Source organism: Ventrimonas faecis (genome assembly GCF_040096075.1).
Taxonomy (GTDB): domain Bacteria; phylum Bacillota; class Clostridia; order Lachnospirales; family Lachnospiraceae; genus Brotaphodocola; species Brotaphodocola faecis.
Map to the genome: position 1 here is coordinate 18802 of NZ_JBBMFJ010000024.1, position 18845 is coordinate 37646.

The following is an 18845-nucleotide window of genomic DNA, read 5'->3' on the forward strand; positions in this document are numbered from 1 at the left end:
CCTCGTCATCTGTGCTGACGCATCTGGTACTGAAAACCTCCAGCCTGCCACCCCCCTTTCCGCTTCTTCCCTACGCCGTCGGCGGCAGCGTGGTTCCGGTCTCTGGCGGAGTGCCTGGTTCTTCTGCCGTTTCCAACGCCTCGGAAAGTGCCTGGGCCGCCGGGAAATTTCCCACCGTCAGACCTGTTCCGGCTCTGCCGGAGACTGCCGCGCTGTTTTGCCCTGCGCTTCCTGTCGCGTTTTCTCCTGCGGCACTGTTTTCTCCTGCTGCCGCGCCGTCTCCATTCTGGGTCCCTTCCGTCACGGTCAGGGCATCATGCCCCTCCTCTTCCGGCGCATAAGTGGTCTCCGGGAGTTCCGCCCGGGAAGCCGCAATCCGTTCATCCTCTTCGCTGGCTGCCTCCGGTGTCAGGAGCCCTTCCCAGTCATAGGTGCAGGCCGCATCCCACAAAAGCCACTCATCGTATCCGCAGTCGTACACCGCGCGGATCTGGTCGCGCACCTGCTCGCCGCCGTAGGGGATATGGTTCTTCAGCCAGCTGGCGGTAAAGTCCTGAAGCCACGGGCGCACTGCCGCCACATGACTGCCGTCCAGTCCGGCGAAATAAAGTTCCTTTCTGGATTCCGTCAGCGCCGCGCAGATGGTATCATAGGGGCGCATATCCGGATGGTCAATGCCATAGTTTCCGTCCGAATAATGGGATGGATAGATCATGGGGCTGATGTAGTCCAGGTGCTTTGCCATCTCCCCATAGATCTGGCCTACCGAATCCGCATTCACATTGCTGTTGATGATGGCACCGAACACATCGGCGGACACAAAGAGACCTGCCGCGCTCAATTTCTCATACTCATATTCCATAAAATCCAGGATCACATCAGTCCGGCTGCGGCCCTTCGTATCCTCCTCCGCAAACACCGCGTCCTGCATGCCCTTTTCCGTACAGAAGCGCACATAATCAAACTGGATCTCATCAAAGCCCAGCTTCTGCGCCTCCAGGGCAATCTCTGTCAGATAATCCCAGGCCTCTTCCTTATAAGGATTCACCCAGGCATGGTCATCCCGGTCCTTAAACACGCTTCCATCGGATTTCTTCACACACCAGTCCGGCTGCGCCTCCGAAAGCCAGGCATCCCGAAAAGCCGGAATGCGGGCAATGGTGTAGATATGATGTTCCTTTAATTTCTGCATCAGCCCCGCCATATCTTCAATATAAACCTTTGTGGATCCAAGCTGTTGCACCAGCGGAGACTCTGTCTCGCATACCATACGCCCAAAATCATCTTTGAAGTCAATCACCAGTGCATTGGCTTCCGTCTGGTCAAACTCTGCCAGTAGATTGTCCACCAGAGCCGGGGTTCCTGCCACATAGGCAGAAATGTAGATTCCCTTTGCCCGGGTCGCGTCCCGCTCGTCCTGCTCCGGTTCTTCCGGAATCTGAAGCTCTGAGATCAGCTGCTGCTCTTCCTCTTTGGCTTTCTGCTCTGCAGCATCCACTTCTGCCTGTTCCTCTGCACCGGAACCTACCACTACCGGTTCCGGCGCCGTGGCAATTTTTTCCGCGTTGTGGAGATAACTGCATCCGGTGATTGCAAAAACAGTCAGTAACAGTCCGGCAAAAAGCCATCGTCGTTTTCCATTCATAGTTCACGTTCCTCGTATGTTTTTTATAGAATAACTAGAGTATACCACATAATATATTTTTTTGACAAATCCGGGTGCAAAACTGGTTTTTATATGCTACAATGTAACGCATGGAAAGGGGTATTAACTACTATGAAAATTGGATTTGACAATCAAAAGTACTTAAAGATGCAATCCGAACACATCCGCGAGCGGATCAGCCAGTTCGGAGACAAGCTGTACCTGGAGTTCGGCGGAAAGCTGTTTGACGACTACCATGCTTCCCGTGTCCTTCCGGGCTTCGCACCAGACAGTAAGCTGAAAATGCTTCTGCAGTTAGCCGACCAGGCTGAAATCGTCATTGCCATCAACGCGGCAGACATTGAGAAAAACAAGATTCGCCATGACCTTGGCATCACCTACGATGCAGACGTCCTGCGTCTCATCCAGGAATACCGCGACAAGGGCCTGTATGTAGGCAGCGTGGTCATCACCCGCTACACCGGACAGCCATCCGCAGATGTCTTTAAAACAAAGCTTGAACACCTTGGCATCAAAGTATACCGCCATTATCCGATTGACGGATACCCGAACAACATCGCCCACATCGTAAGCGATGAGGGTTATGGAAAGAACGACTACATTGAAACCACCAAACCGCTGGTCATCATCACTGCACCGGGACCGGGCAGCGGAAAGATGGCAACCTGCCTCTCCCAGCTTTACCATGAGAACAAGCGCGGCATCAAGGCCGGTTACGCAAAGTTCGAGACCTTCCCGATCTGGAACATCCCGTTAAAGCATCCGGTTAACCTGGCATACGAGGCTGCTACCGCAGACTTAAACGATGTCAACATGATCGATCCGTTCCACTTAGAGGCTTACGGTGTTACCACCGTCAACTACAACCGTGACGTGGAGATCTACCCGGTACTGGCTGCCATGTTCGAGGGCATCTACGGTTACTGTCCGTACAAGTCCCCGACCGACATGGGCGTTAACATGGCCGGAAACTGCATCATCGATGATGAAGCGTGCCAGGAAGCATCCCGCCAGGAGATCATCCGCCGCTATTACCAGGCTTTAAACCGTGTAGCCAAAGACAAAGGCAGCAAGGATGAGGTTTACAAAATTGAGCTGCTTATGAAGCAAGCCAAGATCACCACCGACATGAGAAGCGTGGTCCCGGCTGCTGTCAATCTCGCAAAAGAGACCGGCACACCGACCGCAGCTCTGGAGCTTCCGGACGGCAAGATCGTAACCGGAAAGACCACTGCCCTGCTTGGCGCTTCCGCAGCAGTTCTGTTAAACGCAGTGAAGGAGCTGGGTGGAATTTCCGACGACATCCACTTAATCTCCCCGACCTTCATTGAGCCGATTCAGGGATTAAAGACCGGATACCTGGGAAGCAAGAACCCGCGCCTGCACACTGACGAGGTGCTCATTGCCCTGTCCATGTGCGCAGCCACCGACCCGAACGCAAAGCTGGCATTAGAGCAGCTTCCGAAGTTAAGAGGATGTGAGCTTCACACCTCCGTCATGCTCTCTTCTGTAGATACCAACACCTTCAAGAAGCTGGGCCTGCACCTGACTTCCGAACCGATTTATGAGAACAACCGGTTATATCATTAATTTATTTCATAACGAAAAACAGCGAGGGCTGCCATTCTGTTGATGGCAAGCCCTCGCTTTGTTTTACCAAAATCGTCCCCAAATTGAGGACAAATTTCTATATTCTGTTTATTCTTCCTCCGCAAACAGCTCCGGATGTGCTTCCACATAATCCGCCGCATACTGCTTGTCTTTCCCGATCCGCTCTTTGAGCGCCTCCAGGGAATCAAATTTCTGTTCCGGGCGCTCGAAGTTTAAGAGCTGTACCTGGATGTCTTTCCCGTACAGGTTTTCTTCCAGTCCCATGACATAGGTTTCCACTCCGATGGGATTGTCGCCCTGAATGGTCGGCTTGCGGCCGATGTTGCTGACTCCGCCGTAAAACTTCCCATCGATCAGCACCCGGGAAACATAAACGCCAAAGGGCGGCAGATGCTTCTCCGGCGGCGGAAGGATGTTAGCGGTTGGAAAGCCCAGCACGGCACCGCCGATATGGTTTCCATGCACGACTTTGCCGTGGATGGCGTAGGGTTCTCCCAGAAGCTCATTGGCCTTCTCGATATTGCCCCGGTCTAGTTCTTCCCGGACGTAGGTGCTGCTGATATCCCGGTGGTCATCCTGTTTTTTCTCAATGATGATGGTCTCAAAGCCATACTCCGGCCCCAGTTTTCTTAACAGCTCCGCGTTTCCGGCGCCCTTGTACCCAAAGCTGCAGTCCGGTCCGGCCACCACGACCTTTGCGTGCATCTGCTTTACCAGCACTTCGGTAACAAAATCCTCCGGTGACATGGCAGCCACCTCCCGGTTGAAGGGATACTCCACCAGATAGTCCATGCCCATGGCCCGCATGTTATTGCGCCGCTCTTCGTTGGTGGTAATGACCGTTGCCCGCTTGCCCGACACAACACCCAGGGGTGCCATATCAAAGGTAAAGACTGCTGTCTTCCATCCGTGGCATTCCTTCTGACGCAGCATCTCTTTTAACAATTTCTGATGACCCTTATGCCGCCCGTCAAATTTTCCAATGGTTACCACGGTTGGTTCTTCTATACAAAACTCCCTGGTCCCGGTAATTACCTTCATAACTGGTTTCCCCCAAGAAATATTTTCTGCGGCTGATAGCGCCGCTTTTCTTCGCTGTAACGGTAGACTCCTATGAAATGGTGCTCACTGTCGTAGACGCGGACTCCGTCAAAACGGTCTGCCACAGATGATGCCAGGCCGCATTCACTCTCTGACCGGCCAGCCCGTTCCGCAGCCCCGTTGCTGCCTGCTCCAGACTCTGCCGACAGATCGCAGTTCTCTTCTACAGCCAGCTCTGCCAGAAACGGATTCCCGTTATGTACCAGCTTGTCTCCGTCTCCCGGCTTTGTGACAAGGGCCGGAAGTCCCAGAAACACATCTTCCACCGGAACCACAACCTCTTCCACCCGGCCCTCATCCCGGAGCTTTTCAATCTGGGATAGGGTCAGGCTGTCTTCCAGTTTGAAGCGGTCCACACGGGTGCGAAGCAGGGATTCCATGCAGCCTCCGCAGCCAAGCTTCCGCCCGATGTCATAACATAAGGTGCGGATGTAAGTTCCCTTGGAACAGGTCACAGAAAAGGTCGCCCGGGGTAAATCAATGCTCTCAATCTGAATGTCCAGAATCTGCACCGGTCTTGCCTGGCGCTCCACTTCTTTGCCCTGGCGTGCCAGCTCGTAGAGCTTTTTGCCGTTCACCTTCAGAGCGGAGTACATCGGCGGAATCTGCATGTAGTCGCCGAGAAAGCTTACGATGGCCTCCCGCACTTCTTCTTCCGTCACATGGACCGGATATTCCGCCTGCACCACGCCCGTGGTATCCTGGGTATCCGTTTCCTGGCCCAGAAGCAGTACTGCACGGTAGGTCTTGGTTTTATCGGTCAGCATGTCACAGAGACGGGTTCCCTTTCCCAGGCAGACCGGAAGTACGCCCTCCGCCGCCGGGTCCAGGGTTCCGGTGTGACCGATTTTTTTCATGCGCAGGATCCCACGCAGCTTCGCTACCACATCATGGGAGGTAAAGCCTTTTTCCTTGTATACATTGATGATTCCGTCCACTAAGCTTCGTGCTCCTTTATCTGCTTGTCAATCTGCGCGGAAAGGTTGTTGATGACATCATGCACGCTTCCGCTCATGGTACATCCGGCCGCGCGGACATGTCCGCCGCCGCCAAAATAAGAAGCAACCTTGCTCACATTTACGAAATTGTTGGAGCGCATGCTTACCTTGTATACATGATTCTCCGTCTCATGCAGGAAGATTGCCACCTCCACGCCATCGGTAATCCGCAGCTGGTCCACAATACCGTCCAGGTCTGAAGCTTCCACACCGTAGAAGTCCATGTCCTGCTTGCGCACCACGCTGAAAATGCACTTGCCGTCTAAGAACAGTACACTCTCCAGCACCGCGCGGCCCATAATCTGGTTCTGCACGTAGGTCTTCTTATAGAAGCTCTCGTCGATGATGCGGGAGAAATTGATGCCCTTTGCCATCATGGCACCGGCTACCTGCATGGTCCGCTCGGTGGTGTTGCTGTTCTTGAACACGTTGGTGTCGTGAAGGATTCCGGTGTAAATGCACTCAGCCACGTCTCTGCTGATCTTTTCCTCATCCAGAAAATCATAGAGCAGCTCACAGGTTGCGCTGGCGTCCGCCTTCACAAAATTCGCTGCGGCGTAACCCTGGTTCGTAATGTGATGGTCAATGCAGATACTGGTCTTTGCGGCATCCAGATACACCACATTCTTTCCAAGGCGCTCCCGGTCTCCGCTGTCCAGGCAGATGCACAGATCATACAGCTTTCCGGTTTCCGGATCTGAGCAGATGCGCTCAAACTGCTTTAAGTAGGAAAATTTCACCGGAGGAGTCTCCAGATAAACATCTACGGTTTTCTCCGGGTACTGCTCCGTGATATAGTTGCACACGGCCAGACAGGAGCCCACACAGTCCCCATCCGGTCTTACATGGCCCACAATGGCAATGGTGCCTGCGGCCTCTGCCAGTTCCATCAGTTTGCGTTCCTGCATCCTCCGTCACTCCCTTCTCAGTCTTTTAAGTCTTTGGTCACCTCGTCGATCAGTCTGGACATGTTCACGCCATACTCAATGGACTGGTCCAGAACAAAGGTAATCTCCGGGGTGTTACGCAGATTGACGCGGTGCGCAAGCTCTCTGCGGATGTAGCCAACGGCACTCTTTAAGCCGGTCAGCGCATCCTTCGCGCGCTCCTCGTCGCCCAGCACACTGATGTATGCCTTGCAGTATTTCAGATCCGGCGTAACCTCAACCGCCACAACGGACGTCATGGCGCCATTTACACGCGGATCCTTGATTTCGGTGCGGATGATCTCGCTAAGTTCTCTCTGCACCTCCATGTTGATTCTCGTATTTTTAATGCTGTTTTTTCGCATGATTATTCATTCCTCTCTTGAAGTCTGCCCGGACAGGCAGACTCTAAATACTCTTAAAGGAAGCACCGAAAACTCAGTGCTTCCTTTCTAAAGTTCAGGGGATCCGGTTCCAAATCCTAGCGCGGTACCTCTACCATCATATATGCCTCAACCATATCGTCTTCCTTGATATCGTTGAACTTCTCGAATACAAGGCCGCACTCGTAACCGGTTGCAACTTCCTTGACATCGTCCTTGAAACGCTTTAAGGAAGCCAGTGCGCCGTCGAAGATCTGCTCGCCGTCACGGGTAATACGGCAGGAGCATCCTCTCTGGAACTTACCATCCATGACATAAGCACCTGCAATGGTACCAACGCCGGATGCCTTGAAGGTCTGGCGGACAACTGCGTGACCGATGACCTGCTCCTCGAATACCGGATCCAGCATGCCCTTCATGGCTGCCTCGACATCCTCGATTGCCTGGTAGATGACGCGGTACAGACGCAGGTCTACCTTCTCGCGGTCTGCGATGGATTTTGCGGTAGCGTCCGGACGGACGTTAAAGCCGATGATGATCGCGTTGGAAGCGGATGCCAGCGTTACATCGGACTCGTTGATGGCACCTACGCCGCCGTGGATGACTTTAACCACAACTTCCTCGTTGGAAAGCTTGGTCAGGCTCTGTTTTACTGCCTCTACGGAGCCCTGTACATCTGCTTTTACAATGATCGGAAGCTCTTTGACATTACCTGCCTTGATCTGGCTGAACAGATCATCCAGAGACAGTTTTGCCTTGGTGTCTTCCAGTAATTTATTCTTGCTCTCAGAGATGAAGGTCTCTGCGTAGCTTCTTGCTTCTTTCTCGTTCTCGGTAGCCATCAGCACATCGCCTGCGCCCGGAACATCGTTTAAGCCCAGGATCTCAACCGGCATGGACGGACCAGCCTCTTTGACTCTGCGGCCCTTATCGTCCATCATGGCACGGACTTTACCGTAGCACGGACCAGCGGTTACGTTATCGCCGACACGAAGGGTACCCTTCTGTACCAGAATGGTAGCAACCGGGCCTTTGCCCTTATCCAGCTCAGCCTCGATGACAAGGCCTCTTGCGCGGCGGTTCGGGTTTGCCTTTAACTCTTTCACTTCTGCAGTCAGAAGGATCATTTCAAGCAGCTCCGGAATGCCCTCCTTGGTGTGTGCGGATACCGGTACGAATACGGTGTTGCCGCCCCAGTCCTCCGGGATCAGCTCGTACTCAGCCAGCTCCTGTTTTACACGGTCTACGTTAGCGGACGGCTTATCGATCTTGTTGATGGCAACGATGATCTCAACTCCGGCTGCCTTCGCGTGGTTGATAGCCTCAACGGTCTGCGGCATTACGCCATCGTCTGCTGCGACTACCAGGATCGCGATATCGGTAGACTGAGCGCCACGCATACGCATTGCGGTGAATGCCTCATGTCCCGGGGTATCTAAGAAGGTGATCTGCTGACCGCGCACATCTACGGTGTAAGCACCGATGTGCTGGGTGATGCCGCCTGCCTCGCGGGAGGTAACATTGGTCTGACGGATGGCGTCAAGCAGGGAAGTTTTACCGTGGTCAACGTGTCCCATAACGCAGACAACCGGCGGTCTGGAAACCATGTCCTTCTCATCTTCCTCGTCCTCTTTTAAGAGCTCGGCAATGACATCGACCTTCTCTTCCTTCTCGCAGAGTACTTCGTACTCCATTGCGATCTCCTCTGCCTGATCGAAGTCGATCTCAGAGTTTAAGGTTACAATCTTGCCCTGTAAGAACAGCTTCTTAACGATTGCGGACGGCTGCAGCTTCATCTTGTCAGCCAGCTCCTTAATGGTCAGAACCTCCGGAATGGTGATTACCTTTACGGTATCCTCCACCTTCTCCTCAGCCGGCTTCTGCGGCATGATGAACGGGTGCTTGGAAACCTTTCCGTTCTTGCTTCTTGGGCCGTCTTCCATCATTCTGGTCTTATCGTATTTGTCCTTCTTATGCGCGTTGTTGGTCTGCTGACGGTTGTTGGTCGGCTTGGTCTGGATCGGGGTATCGTAGCTCTTGGAACCGCCGTCTCTCTGACCCGGTCTGCCGGAACCACCCTGGCGGTTGCCGCCAAATCCGCCGCCCTGGCGGTTATCTCTGTTAAAGCCGCCACCCTGGCGATTGTCTCTATTGCCGCCAAAGCCACCGCCCTGACGGTTGTTGTCACGGTTAAAGCCGCCTTCGCGGTTTCCGCCCTGACGGTTGTCACGGTTAAAGCCGCCACCCTGGCGATTATCTCTGTTAAAGCCGCCGCCCTGACGGTTGTTGTCACGGTTGAAGCCGCCTTCGCGGTTTCCGCCAAAACCACCCTGACGGTTATTGTCGCGGCCTGCGCCACCCTGGCGGTTGTTGTCGCGGTTTCCGTTAAAGCCGCCCTGGCGGTTGTTGTCGCGGTTTCCGTTAAAGCCGCCCTGACGGTTGTTGTCGCGGTTTCCGTTAAAGCCACCCTGGCGGTTGTTGTCGCGATTTCCGCTAAAGCCGCCCTGGCGGTTGTTGTCGCGGTTTCCGCTAAAGCCGCCCTGACGGTTGTTATCACGGTTTCCGTTAAAGCCACCCTGACGGTTCTCACCGGACTGTGCCGGTCTTGCCTGCTGCGCGTTCTCAGCCGGTTTATTCTGCGGTGCTGCCTGCTGTGCCGGAGCGGAAGCACTCTGTGCCTGCGGGCGTGCTGCCGGCTTCGGCTGAGCCGGTCTCTGCTGGGAGTTCTGCGGACGATATACCGCTGCCAGCTTCTTCTTCGGTGCCGCGCCATCTGCCTTCGGCTCGGAAGCGCCTGCACCCAGTGCCTTCTTTACCATGCCGATCTGTGCGTCACTTACGTTGGATGAATGGGTTGCCACATCCTGATTGTTCTTCTGTAACACATCTAATACATCTTTACTGGATTTTCCCAGCTCTTTTGCCAGTTCACTTACTCTCATACTCACTACCTCCGATTATATTCATTTGTTTCACGATTGCCTTTGCCAGTCCTGCATCCACAACGGCCAGAGACGCGCGCATCTGCTTGCCCATGGAATGCCCAAGTTCCTCTTTGCCGCCTAAAAACAGAATAGGGACCTTATAGTAAGTACACATATTGGTAAACATCTTCTTCGTGTTGTCGGAAGCCTCCTCTGATACGATGACCAGATGGGCTTTTCCGCTCTTCACGGCCTTCTCCGTAGAGAATTCTCCGCTTGCGGTCTTTCCGGCCTTGGTGGCCAGTCCGATCAGGTTCAGGATTTTCTGTCTGTTATCCAAGCTGTTCCATCTCCTTTTCCAGTGTCTCGTACACCTCTTTCGGAATTGCCATCTTAAAGGAACGCTCCAGTCCCTTGCCCTTCACTGCTTTTTTGAAGCAGTCCATGGACGGACAGATGTACGCGCCGCGTCCGTTCTTGCGTCCGGTCGCATCCACAACAAATTCCCCTTCCGGTGTTTTCAGTATACGGATCATTTCTTTTTTGTTTTTCATTTCACCGCAGCCGATACACTGTCTCTGCGGAAACTTCTTCGCATTCACCAATTGCTGTTCACTTCCTATTCTGTATTTCTTATTAGAACTCGGTATTGTTGTCTGAATAATCGTCAGTAGCGGACACTTCGAAATCAGCGTCGAGGTTGTCGTATACGCCCTCTTCCTGATAATCGATGCCCATTTCCTCGAACAGGCCCAGCTCTCTTGCCTGGGTCTCGCTCTTGATATCGATCTTGTAACCGGTCAGGCGTGCTGCCAGTCTTGCGTTCTGGCCCTCTTTACCGATAGCCAGGGAAAGCTGGTAATCCGGAACGATAACCTGTGCCTCTTTGCTGTCCTCATCCGCAACTACGCAGATGACCTTCGCCGGGCTTAACGCGTTCTCGATCATGAAGGCCGGGTTCTCATCCCAGGTGATGATATCGATCTTCTCGCCGCGCAGCTCGTTTACAATGGAGTTCACACGCGCGCCGTTCATGCCGACACATGCGCCTACCGGATCTACGTTCGGATCGTTGGAGCATACCGCGATCTTGGTTCTGGAGCCTGCCTCACGGGCAATGGCCTTGATCTCTACAGTGCCGTCCTTGACCTCGGTAACCTCTTCCTCAAACAGGCGTTTTACCAGATCCGGATGGGTGCGGGATACGGAGATACGCGGTCCCTTCGGGGTGTCCTTTACTTCCAGAACATAAACCTTGATACGCTCGGTTGGCTTGAAGACCTCGCCCTTTACCTGCTCTGCCTCGTTTAAGATGGCGTCTACCTTGCCCAGGTTGATGCTGACATTCTTACCCAGGTAACGCTGTACAATACCGGTCACCACATCCTTCTCTTTCTGGTACCACTCGTTGAACTGCATGCTGCGCTCTTCCTCGCGGATTTTCTGCAGGATAACGTTCTTTGCGTTCTGGGTAGCGATACGGCCAAAGGACTTGGACTCGATCGGGACGTTGATGACGTCGCCCAGGAAGAACTTCGGGTTCTTCAGTCTTGCTTCTGCGTAGCTGATCTGGGTTAACGGATCCTCTACCTCCTCAACGACCTCTTTCTCTGCGTATACGGAGAAATCGCCGGTCTCCGGGTTGATGGTTACTTTGATGTTATCTGCCTTGCCGAAATGGTTCTTGCAGGCGGTCAGCAGAGAGTTCTCGATTGCTTCTAACAGCGTAGCCTTGCTGATATTTTTTTCCTTTTCCAGCAGGTTTAATGCCTCGATTAATTCCTTATTCATGGTTTTATCCTCCTAAGATCTTGTTAAAAAAGCTCAAAACTGTTCCGTATCTTCACAGTCCACGATTAAAAATCAAACGCCAGCCGGATCAGCGCAATGTCCGGACGGTTGAATACCAGTTCGCCTTCTGCCGTTTCGATGGTCACAGTTTCCTTATCGTATGCTTTTAAGATTCCGGTAAACTCTTTCTGTTTGTTCAGGGCCTTGTAAAGACGGATCTCTACTTCTTCGCCCAGGCTGCGCTCAAAGTCGCGCTCCTTCTTCAGCGGACGGCCCAGTCCCGGGGAGCTCACCTCCAGAATGTAGCTGTCTTCGATGAAGTCCGTCTGGTCCAGCCAGTCACTTAAGATGCGGCTGATAACCTCACAGTCATCTACCGCAATGCCGCCTTCTTTGTCAATGTAGGCACGCAGGTACCAGGTGCCTGCCTCTTTTACATATTCCACATCCCACAGCTCGAAATTGTGCTCCGCGAGGACCGGAAGCAGGAACGCCTCGGTTCTGGATTCGTATTCTTCTCTTCTTGTCATGGTTGTCACCTCTCTTCATGTCATGCACTGACAGAATCGCGCACCGGGAATCCGGACCTGCGGCTTTGCCCCGTATGATGAGGCCCCGGCAAAAAATTGAGAGTGGACATATGCCCACTCTCAAACTGTCAGATTATCATGTTATCGTTAGTATTATAGCACCTGCTTTTCGGAAATGCAAGGGGTTTTCCGGAACTCTTCGTTCTTTTCTTCATAAAATAAACTATAAAAACCAGGAAGGACCGGCCATGGAACCACTTTTAAAAGCCTGCTGCGTCAGCTATTCCTACCATTCCCCCGAGGGCGCGACCCCCGCGCTCTTTCAGGTCTCCTTTACTGTAAATCCCGGTGAGTTTCTTGCCATTGTCGGCCCGTCCGGCTGCGGCAAGTCCACCCTGCTCTCCCTGCTCTCCGGACTTTTGGAGCCGGAGGAAGGCACTATTTATATAGAAGATACGCCTCTGAAGGAGGCCAGCACCGGCATTGGCTATATGCTCCAGCGGGATCATCTTTTTGAGTGGCGCACCATCCGGGAAAACGCCGCGCTGGGGCTTGAAATCCGGCACCGGAAAACCAAAGAGGCCATGCAGGAGTTAGACGAAATGCTGCAAAACTACGGGCTGGCCGCCTTTGCCTCCGCACACCCTTCTGAACTTTCCGGCGGCATGCGCCAGCGGGCTGCCCTCATCCGCACTCTCATCTTAAAACCGGATCTGCTGCTTTTGGATGAGCCCTTCTCTGCCCTCGATTACCAGACCCGGCTTTCCGTATGCGACGACATTGCTTCTATTATAAGAGAAACAAAAAAGACTGCCATCCTGATTACCCACGACCTGGCGGAAGCCATCAGCACCGCTGACCGGGTGCTGGTCCTCTCCGCGAGGCCGGGACAGGTAAAGGCCGAGATTCCTCTGGTCTTTGCTCCTCAGTATGACAGTCCTTTAAAACGCCGGAATGCTCCGGAATTTGCCGGTTATTTTAAACAGGTATGGAACGAGCTGCGCGACCCGGATCATAACGCTTTCCAGTAAATGATGCCGTCCCGCTCAGACCGCTCAATAAAGCCTTCGCCCATCATGTACTCCATGCAGGAAAAGGTCTTGGCCCAGATCTGGGTGCAGGAAGCGAAATGCGCGTAATCTGGCGGTCCCTGGCTTCTTCCGTAAGTCCGCACACCGATGTCGCGGGTGGTCAGGGCCGTTCCCGCCTCCTCCAGCACATGCTTCATGATCTCGCATTTTTCCAGATAGCCGTATATGATGCGGTTGACTTCTTTTTCCACATCTTTGATCTCCCCGTAATGGCAGGGCAGGAAATAACAGTCTTTGTATTTGTGCTTCAGCTCCCCCAGGGAATTCATATAGCACTTGAGCATGCCAAGGTCTGTCTCCTGGGTACCCACGATGGGAACAATGGTAGTCATGAGCTGGTCTCCCACAAACATGAGCTTTTTCTGTGGTTCATACAGGCCACACTGTCCGAAGGTATGCCCCTTTAGCAGCACCACCTCGAAACAGTAGCCTCCGTAAGAAAGAGTCTCACCCGGGCGGATCGGGATAAAGGAAAGCTCCGGTGGAATTTTCATAGACTGATACGCCTTCGTGGTGTATTCCATGAAGGTATCAAAGACCTCCGGCGTCTCCTCCTTTGTGACACCTACGATCCGCAGATTTTCAATCCGCGCGTGCTCGTCTGCCAGATAGCTGTGCAGCAGGTCTACCCGCTTTCTGGTTTCGTCGGGATTCATGAACGCCCTTGCGCCGAGGGCCTGAAGTTTGGGAACCAGGCCGGTGTGGTCCGGATGTTCATGGGTAATAAAAATATCCAGCTTTTTGCAGTCGATACCGAGTGCATCGATCATGCCTTTTAATATGTTCCAGTCCCGCTCCGTGTTGTTTGAAGTATCGACCATCAGGCTCCGGTCTTCTCCCCGGATGATGTAAAGGTTGCGGGGACTGATATGGCGGTTCTCATATGGAATTGTTTCCAGAAATATGTTCTTTTTGATCTCCCTCATGACGAGACCTCCTGTATTCTCTCCATCTTCCTCCTATTTTAGGCAGTTTCCACAAAATTGTCAAACCAATTTGCCGGATGTATCTGATAATTTTCTAACAGTTTTTTCACATTATTCTGGAATTTTTATGGATCATCATGTATAATAACAGTAATGTCTGCAGTGTCTCTGGCCTGCAGATTTTGCTTCGAAAAAGCACAAAGGAGAAGGACTATGAATTTGCAGCAGCTGTATTATTTCCGCAAGCTGGCCGAGGTACAGCATTACACCGAAGCCGCCAAAGCGCTCTACATCACACAGCCCAGCCTGAGCGATTCCATTGCCTCTCTGGAAAGCGAACTATCCGTTGCATTGTTCCAGAAAAAAGGAAGAGGCATCGAGCTCACCAAATACGGTCAGGAATTCTATCAGTACGTGAACCAGGCACTGGGGGTTCTGGAACACGGCATTGCCATCATGAAGGAAAAGTCCGATTCCGTGACCGGAACCATCGATGTAGGCTGTATTCCTACCCTGCTCGGAGATTTTCTCCCGGATGCGCTGGATCTGTACCATGAAAAGCATCCGCAGGTAAACTTCAACATTTTTCAGGACAAATCCATCCCGGTGGCCGAGGGCATCTCAGCCGGAGACTACGATATCGGCTTTTGTTCCATGGTAGAAAACAAAGAGGACCTTGTGTTTGTCCCCATCACCTATCAGGAGCTCATCGTCATTGTGCGAAACGACCACCCGCTGGCCCGGTACGATTCCATGGAGCTGACCGCCCTGCGCGACTATACCCTGTCCACCTACCGGGACACCATTCCCATCGGCAAGACCATCCGCAAAATTTTAAAGGATAAGGGCCTGGAAGCCGCCTATTCCTACGACGACGAAATTTCCATTGCCGGGCGCATCAACCGTTCCTCCAAGGCAGCCATTGTCGCGGATACTCCGTTTTTAAAACAGTTTGACAACTTAAAAAAGATCCATCTGACGGATGTCCCCCTGGGCACCCGCATGCTCTATATGGTTTACAGCAAAAAGAATTTCATCACCGCCGCGGTGGAGGCCTTCGCGAACTTTATGGTTGCGAACTGCCTGAACCTGCCGCCGGAATCACCGGCGGACACAGTCGCAGAGACCTGATTCCAAAGCCGCGCGGTTCTGCAAAAAGCATATCTCCATTTTTTAATATACAAAGCCCACGGTTGCCAGCACTGCCACCAGAAGTCCCGCCAGGAAGCACGGAAGTGTTGTTCCCAGCAGCACATGCTTATAGCTGTCTTTAAATTTACAGCCGCAGATGGACATGGTGAGAATGGCCACCGAAGAGTTCGGAAGCTTGTTTAACACCAGCGCTGCCTCGGTGACAATGCGATGCAGGGCCTGCACATTGACCCCCATATCCACAAAGGCCTGGCCAAAGCTTTCCATGAAAATAGTCTCGCCGGAGATGGCGGAACCGGTCAGTCCCGTCAGCACCGTGGTTCCGAAAAACGCTTTTAAATACATCGGCATATTTAAGTTGAGCACGGCCGTCTGCAGGTTCTGGAATACCGGTGACGCGCCCAGCACTCTGGAAAGTCCCATGACCGCGCCCACCGTCAGCATGGAATTTAATCCGAAGGTACTGCCGCTCTTGATGGATGCCTTCACATTTTTGATGCGTTTAAACTGGGTAAGCACGATCAGCAGGATTCCCATTGCCAGGGAAAACAGGATGCTGGTGGAGGTGCCCCAGCCGGAGGTCACCACAACGGCTCCCAGTACCACAATAAACGGGAGCACGGAAATGCCAAAGCCAGGAAGCTCCATCTCTTCCGTTTCCTGATCCTTTTCCGGATACATGGCCAGCAGTTCTTCCAGGCTGTGGTTCTTTCTGCTCTGCTTCTGCGCGTAGTCAAAATACACAAAATAGCTGACTGCCGCAATCGCCGTAAACAAAAAGGAAAGGAACGGAGATGATCCCAGAGAGGTGTTTAAATAATTGCTCGGCAGCACATTGCAGACATCCAGGGAAAAGGCAAAACCGTTGGCGCAGGCGCCGCCGCCCAGGATCAGAAACGGCAGCACACGCCGGTCCATCTGATTCTGTTTTAACAGATTATCCGCAATCGGGTACAGCACAAACACCATGATGTAACCGTTAATTCCCAGAAGGGTGATAAAAAAGCTGCAGATCAGGATCACGGCTCCCACCATCTTCGCTCCCAGCTTTTCGGTCAGGGTCTTCGCGATCCGGGTTGCCAGTCCCGCTTCCAGAACCAGCTGGCCAAACACGCCGCCCAGTCCCAGGATCAGAAACCATGAGGTTACAAAGCTGCCAATACCCCCGGAATACGTGGTCAGAAACCCATCCCATACATTCAGTCCGCTGGTCACAAGAATGACCGCCGCCGTCACCACCGTTGCCGTGATCATGTCAATCCCCCGAATGATCATGTACACAAGCAATCCAATCGCAAACACAAATCCAATCGTTGCAATCATATCGAAATCCTCCTCCATACTGTGATCTCTGTTTTTTCTTCTGCCTCGTCTCTTTTCGTTATTTTTTTAACGTTTTATGGCAAAAAGAACGCGGTTTTATCCTCTACTCCGGTTCTTTTCCCCCTGTCTGCCAGTGGGCAGTCATCTTATCCAGCGGCAGTTCCACAAGGCCTGCCTTAGCATCGTAAATATACGCGGTAAATCCCCGTTTACAGCGGAACACACACTCCAGGCACGGGTCCTCGTCGCAATAGCAGAACGCGTCGGTATCTGCCAGGGCGAATACCACCGGAGAACGTTTTCCGTCTGAAACATATTTTAAATATCCGCCGGTAAAGGTTTTTAAGTAGATCCAGTCCGGATGGCTGCCATAGGGCTTCCGTTTCCACGAAACCCGCACCGCGTTGTCATTGTAACCGCCGGTGATCTGGTAATTGACCTCTATGGTCTCCTTCACCTCCTCCGGCGTTTTCGGCATCAGTTTCCGGGCCGGGGTGCCGCAGCAGGAAATGGTAAGTCCCTCTGCCTTCTCCTCCCCGGTCACCGGAAACAGGGCCCCGCAGGTGTCGCAACGGTAAAACACTACATCCGGGCACTGCTCTGCACGGGGTTTTCTGGTATCACGGCACCGCCTTGCTCCAAATACCTGTTCCATACACGTTCTCCTTCCTGCTTTCCACTCTGCTCCTGCTTCAAATCAGCCGGATTCCCTGTGCGCTTCTCCGGATGCTCCGCTTTCGCGTTTGCCAGTCCGGCTGCCTTCGTGTTTCTCCGCTCCAGTTCCTCCCGCAACAGATATTTTTTCACCTTTCCGCTTCCCGTATGAGGAATGCGGTCAATCAGCTCCAGCCGCTCCGGCCAGAACCGCTTTGGCACTTTTTTCTCTTTCAGATACGCAAGCACATCCTCCAGCGTAAGATTTTCATATCCCGGAAGCGGCACCGCAAAGGCACAGATCCGCTCGCCCAGGCGGTCATCCGGCATGCCGATAATGGTGTGGTCTCCCATGCCCAGACAGCCCTCCAGGGCATCGTTGACCTCATTGGTATTTAAATTTTCCCCGCCCCGGACGATCATGTCTTTTTTCCGTCCGATGATGCGGATATTGCCTGCTGCATCCATGACGCAGAGGTCCCCGCTATGGAACCATCCGTCATCATCCAGCACGCCGTCGGTGATCTCCCTCGCCTTTAAATATCCGGCAAAGACCGCCGGGCCTCTGGACCACTCCTCTCCGGGTGTTCCCACCGGTACGTCCCGGCCGTCTTCATCCACAACCCGCACTTCCATGCCAGGTACCGCGCGGCCAGAGGTAGTTCCGTTTTTCTCCAGCGCCTCCCAGGGACGCACAAACACATGGGGAACACTCTCCGTGGAGCCGTACACCTCACACAGCAGAATTCCATAGCGGTCTGCCCGCTGCACCAGATAGCCCGGCACCGGAGCGCCGCCGCAAAGGTAAAATTTCAGCGTGGGAAGGCTGCCGCCGTTTGCATCCAGTTCGCGCAATATATCATAGATGAATGGCGTAGCTCCCATGGAATACGTTACCTTTTCCCGGTTCATCAGCTCAATGGCCGCCCGGCACTGGTACTTCTGCTGCAGCACCACCTTGCCCCCGTAGAGCATGGGCGCAATGATGGCGTGATGAAAACCGGTCGCGTGGTGCAGCGGTGCCGGCATGAACATGATATCTTCTTTTGTCAGGCCCAGCTCCCGGTTAAAGGCTTCCTCCGCGAACCGCACGTTGTCATGGCTTAAAAGAACGCCCTTGGTGCCGCCGGTCGTACCGGAGGTACATAAGATCACCGCCATATCCTGCCCGTTTTTCGTGTGCACACACTGCTCTTTCGGAAGCGGCTCAAAGGAATGAAGAATTTCCCGGAGAAGCCGGCCCCTGCTCTCTCTCGGCCTTACGCTGTCAATCAGGACAATATCCTTTAACAGCAGAACCTGTTCGCGGACGGATAAAATCCGCTTCTCGTAATCCGTTTTATAAAAGAAGGTGGGACCGAAATAACAGCGGGATTCGGTGACCTTTAAGCTCCGTGCCAGTTCCTTCTCCTCATAGGACATGGCAATGGGATGCGCCACCGCGCCCACCTTATAGCAGGCAATGGTCAGCATGGCAAACTCACTCCAGATCGGAATCTGGAAGGAAACCACCTCGCCCGGCCGGATCCCCAGCCAGGTGAGATACGCAGCCACCCGCCCGGCCGCTTCATCCAGTTCCCGGTAGGTGTAGCGGTAACCACGGTCATCCACCACATACTCCCGGTCCGGAAACTGTTCCACAGCGCGGTCCCAGCAGTCCAGCAGCGTCTCGTCCTTCCAGTATCCCTGCTCACGATACCGTTTCTGAAGTTCCGGGTTGATCTTCCTTTCCTCAAACATAGCCTGCCTCCTTACATCTGACAGCAGAT

Annotated in this window: 17 protein-coding genes; 3 read left to right on the top strand and 14 right to left on the bottom strand. The window is 53.3% G+C overall.

Annotated features, from left to right (window positions below; translation table 11 throughout):
- Positions 1 to 70 precede the first annotated feature (70 nt).
- The gene (locus WMO41_RS11345) at positions 71 to 1645 is read right to left on the bottom strand and encodes a putative glycoside hydrolase (protein WP_349229843.1); all 1575 of its coding nucleotides are present in this window, start codon (positions 1643 to 1645) and stop codon (positions 71 to 73) included.
- A 132-nt stretch (positions 1646 to 1777) separates the two neighbouring features.
- Here WMO41_RS11345 and WMO41_RS11350 point away from each other — a divergent pair, with 132 nt between their 5' ends.
- Entirely contained in the window at positions 1778 to 3256 is a 1479-nt protein-coding gene (locus WMO41_RS11350) for a DUF1846 domain-containing protein (RefSeq protein WP_177292009.1), read from the top strand.
- 108 nt (positions 3257 to 3364) lie between these two features.
- On the opposite strand, the gene WMO41_RS11355 is transcribed toward WMO41_RS11350, so the two are convergent.
- The 9 genes from WMO41_RS11355 to rimP all read right to left on the bottom strand — a co-directional run bounded on the left by WMO41_RS11355 (position 3365) and on the right by rimP (position 11930).
- Entirely contained in the window at positions 3365 to 4318 is a 954-nt protein-coding gene (locus WMO41_RS11355) for a bifunctional riboflavin kinase/FAD synthetase (RefSeq protein WP_349229844.1), read from the bottom strand.
- On the bottom strand, positions 4315 to 5316 hold the full coding sequence (truB, locus tag WMO41_RS11360) for a tRNA pseudouridine(55) synthase TruB (protein ID WP_349229845.1): 1002 nt from the start codon (positions 5314 to 5316) through the stop codon (positions 4315 to 4317). The genes WMO41_RS11355 and truB overlap by 4 nt, the downstream gene beginning before the upstream one ends.
- On the bottom strand, positions 5316 to 6284 hold the full coding sequence (locus WMO41_RS11365) for a DHH family phosphoesterase (protein ID WP_349229846.1): 969 nt from the start codon (positions 6282 to 6284) through the stop codon (positions 5316 to 5318). The genes truB and WMO41_RS11365 overlap by 1 nt, the downstream gene beginning before the upstream one ends.
- A gap of 17 nt (positions 6285 to 6301) precedes the next feature.
- Positions 6302 to 6667, bottom strand: coding sequence for a 30S ribosome-binding factor RbfA (rbfA, locus tag WMO41_RS11370; RefSeq protein ID WP_118531946.1), 366 nt, complete (start codon positions 6665 to 6667; stop codon positions 6302 to 6304).
- A 116-nt stretch (positions 6668 to 6783) separates the two neighbouring features.
- A complete protein-coding gene (infB, locus tag WMO41_RS11375) occupies positions 6784 to 9627 on the bottom strand; it encodes a translation initiation factor IF-2 (protein ID WP_349229847.1) in 2844 nt (947 codons plus the stop codon).
- Positions 9614 to 9949: a L7Ae/L30e/S12e/Gadd45 family ribosomal protein gene (locus WMO41_RS11380; RefSeq protein WP_118531942.1), complete on the bottom strand. Its 336-nt coding sequence runs from the start codon at positions 9947 to 9949 to the stop codon at positions 9614 to 9616. The genes infB and WMO41_RS11380 overlap by 14 nt, the downstream gene beginning before the upstream one ends.
- On the bottom strand, positions 9942 to 10211 hold the full coding sequence (gene rnpM, locus WMO41_RS11385) for an RNase P modulator RnpM (protein ID WP_118531989.1): 270 nt from the start codon (positions 10209 to 10211) through the stop codon (positions 9942 to 9944). Before rnpM ends, WMO41_RS11380 begins: the two co-directional genes overlap by 8 nt.
- 34 nt (positions 10212 to 10245) lie before the next feature.
- Positions 10246 to 11400, bottom strand: coding sequence for a transcription termination factor NusA (gene nusA / locus WMO41_RS11390; protein WP_349229848.1), 1155 nt, complete (start codon positions 11398 to 11400; stop codon positions 10246 to 10248).
- 65 nt (positions 11401 to 11465) lie between these two features.
- Positions 11466 to 11930, bottom strand: coding sequence for a ribosome maturation factor RimP (rimP, locus tag WMO41_RS11395; protein ID WP_118733596.1), 465 nt, complete (start codon positions 11928 to 11930; stop codon positions 11466 to 11468).
- Between the two features lie 248 nt (positions 11931 to 12178).
- On the opposite strand from rimP, the gene WMO41_RS11400 reads away from it, so the two are divergent.
- Complete coding sequence (locus WMO41_RS11400; RefSeq protein ID WP_349229849.1) at positions 12179 to 12961, top strand: ABC transporter ATP-binding protein; 783 nt, start codon at positions 12179 to 12181, stop codon at positions 12959 to 12961.
- Here the strand turns inward: WMO41_RS11400 and WMO41_RS11405 are convergent.
- Positions 12943 to 13947 carry an MBL fold metallo-hydrolase gene (locus tag WMO41_RS11405; RefSeq protein WP_349229850.1) on the bottom strand — a complete coding sequence of 335 codons (1005 nt, stop codon included), beginning with the start codon at positions 13945 to 13947 and terminating at the stop codon, positions 12943 to 12945. The two genes, WMO41_RS11400 and WMO41_RS11405, sit on opposite strands and share 19 nt — an antisense overlap.
- 213 nt (positions 13948 to 14160) lie before the next feature.
- Here WMO41_RS11405 and WMO41_RS11410 point away from each other — a divergent pair, with 213 nt between their 5' ends.
- The gene (locus WMO41_RS11410; RefSeq protein ID WP_349229851.1) at positions 14161 to 15078 is read left to right on the top strand and encodes a LysR family transcriptional regulator; all 918 of its coding nucleotides are present in this window, start codon (positions 14161 to 14163) and stop codon (positions 15076 to 15078) included.
- Positions 15079 to 15120: 42 nt separating this feature from the next.
- Here the strand turns inward: WMO41_RS11410 and WMO41_RS11415 are convergent, their stop codons facing one another.
- The 3 genes from WMO41_RS11415 to WMO41_RS11425 form a co-directional block, all read right to left on the bottom strand.
- Positions 15121 to 16422, bottom strand: coding sequence for a GntP family permease (locus WMO41_RS11415; RefSeq protein ID WP_349229852.1), 1302 nt, complete (start codon positions 16420 to 16422; stop codon positions 15121 to 15123).
- Positions 16423 to 16525: 103 nt separating this feature from the next.
- Complete coding sequence (locus WMO41_RS11420) at positions 16526 to 17077, bottom strand: hypothetical protein (RefSeq protein WP_349229853.1); 552 nt, start codon at positions 17075 to 17077, stop codon at positions 16526 to 16528.
- Positions 17005 to 18816: an AMP-binding protein gene (locus tag WMO41_RS11425; protein ID WP_349229854.1), complete on the bottom strand. Its 1812-nt coding sequence runs from the start codon at positions 18814 to 18816 to the stop codon at positions 17005 to 17007. Before WMO41_RS11425 ends, WMO41_RS11420 begins: the two co-directional genes overlap by 73 nt.
- Positions 18817 to 18845 lie beyond the last annotated feature (29 nt).

Bases quoted from the DNA above. Each gene is read 5' to 3' on its own strand.
- WMO41_RS11345 (WP_349229843.1), bottom strand. From the start codon at position 1,645: ATGAATGGAAAACGACGATGGCTTTTTGCCGGACTGTTACTGACTGTT.
- WMO41_RS11350 (WP_177292009.1), top strand. From the start codon at position 1,778: ATGAAAATTGGATTTGACAATCAAAAGTACTTAAAGATGCAATCCGAA.
- WMO41_RS11355 (WP_349229844.1), bottom strand. From the start codon at position 4,318: ATGAAGGTAATTACCGGGACCAGGGAGTTTTGTATAGAAGAACCAACC.
- WMO41_RS11365 (WP_349229846.1), bottom strand. From the start codon at position 6,284: ATGCAGGAACGCAAACTGATGGAACTGGCAGAGGCCGCAGGCACCATT.
- rbfA (WP_118531946.1), bottom strand. From the start codon at position 6,667: ATGCGAAAAAACAGCATTAAAAATACGAGAATCAACATGGAGGTGCAG.
- infB (WP_349229847.1), bottom strand. From the start codon at position 9,627: ATGAGAGTAAGTGAACTGGCAAAAGAGCTGGGAAAATCCAGTAAAGAT.
- nusA (WP_349229848.1), bottom strand. From the start codon at position 11,400: ATGAATAAGGAATTAATCGAGGCATTAAACCTGCTGGAAAAGGAAAAA.
- rimP (WP_118733596.1), bottom strand. From the start codon at position 11,930: ATGACAAGAAGAGAAGAATACGAATCCAGAACCGAGGCGTTCCTGCTT.
- WMO41_RS11400 (WP_349229849.1), top strand. From the start codon at position 12,179: ATGGAACCACTTTTAAAAGCCTGCTGCGTCAGCTATTCCTACCATTCC.
- WMO41_RS11405 (WP_349229850.1), bottom strand. From the start codon at position 13,947: ATGAGGGAGATCAAAAAGAACATATTTCTGGAAACAATTCCATATGAG.
- WMO41_RS11410 (WP_349229851.1), top strand. From the start codon at position 14,161: ATGAATTTGCAGCAGCTGTATTATTTCCGCAAGCTGGCCGAGGTACAG.
- WMO41_RS11415 (WP_349229852.1), bottom strand. From the start codon at position 16,422: ATGATTGCAACGATTGGATTTGTGTTTGCGATTGGATTGCTTGTGTAC.
- WMO41_RS11420 (WP_349229853.1), bottom strand. From the start codon at position 17,077: ATGGAACAGGTATTTGGAGCAAGGCGGTGCCGTGATACCAGAAAACCC.
- WMO41_RS11425 (WP_349229854.1), bottom strand. From the start codon at position 18,816: ATGTTTGAGGAAAGGAAGATCAACCCGGAACTTCAGAAACGGTATCGT.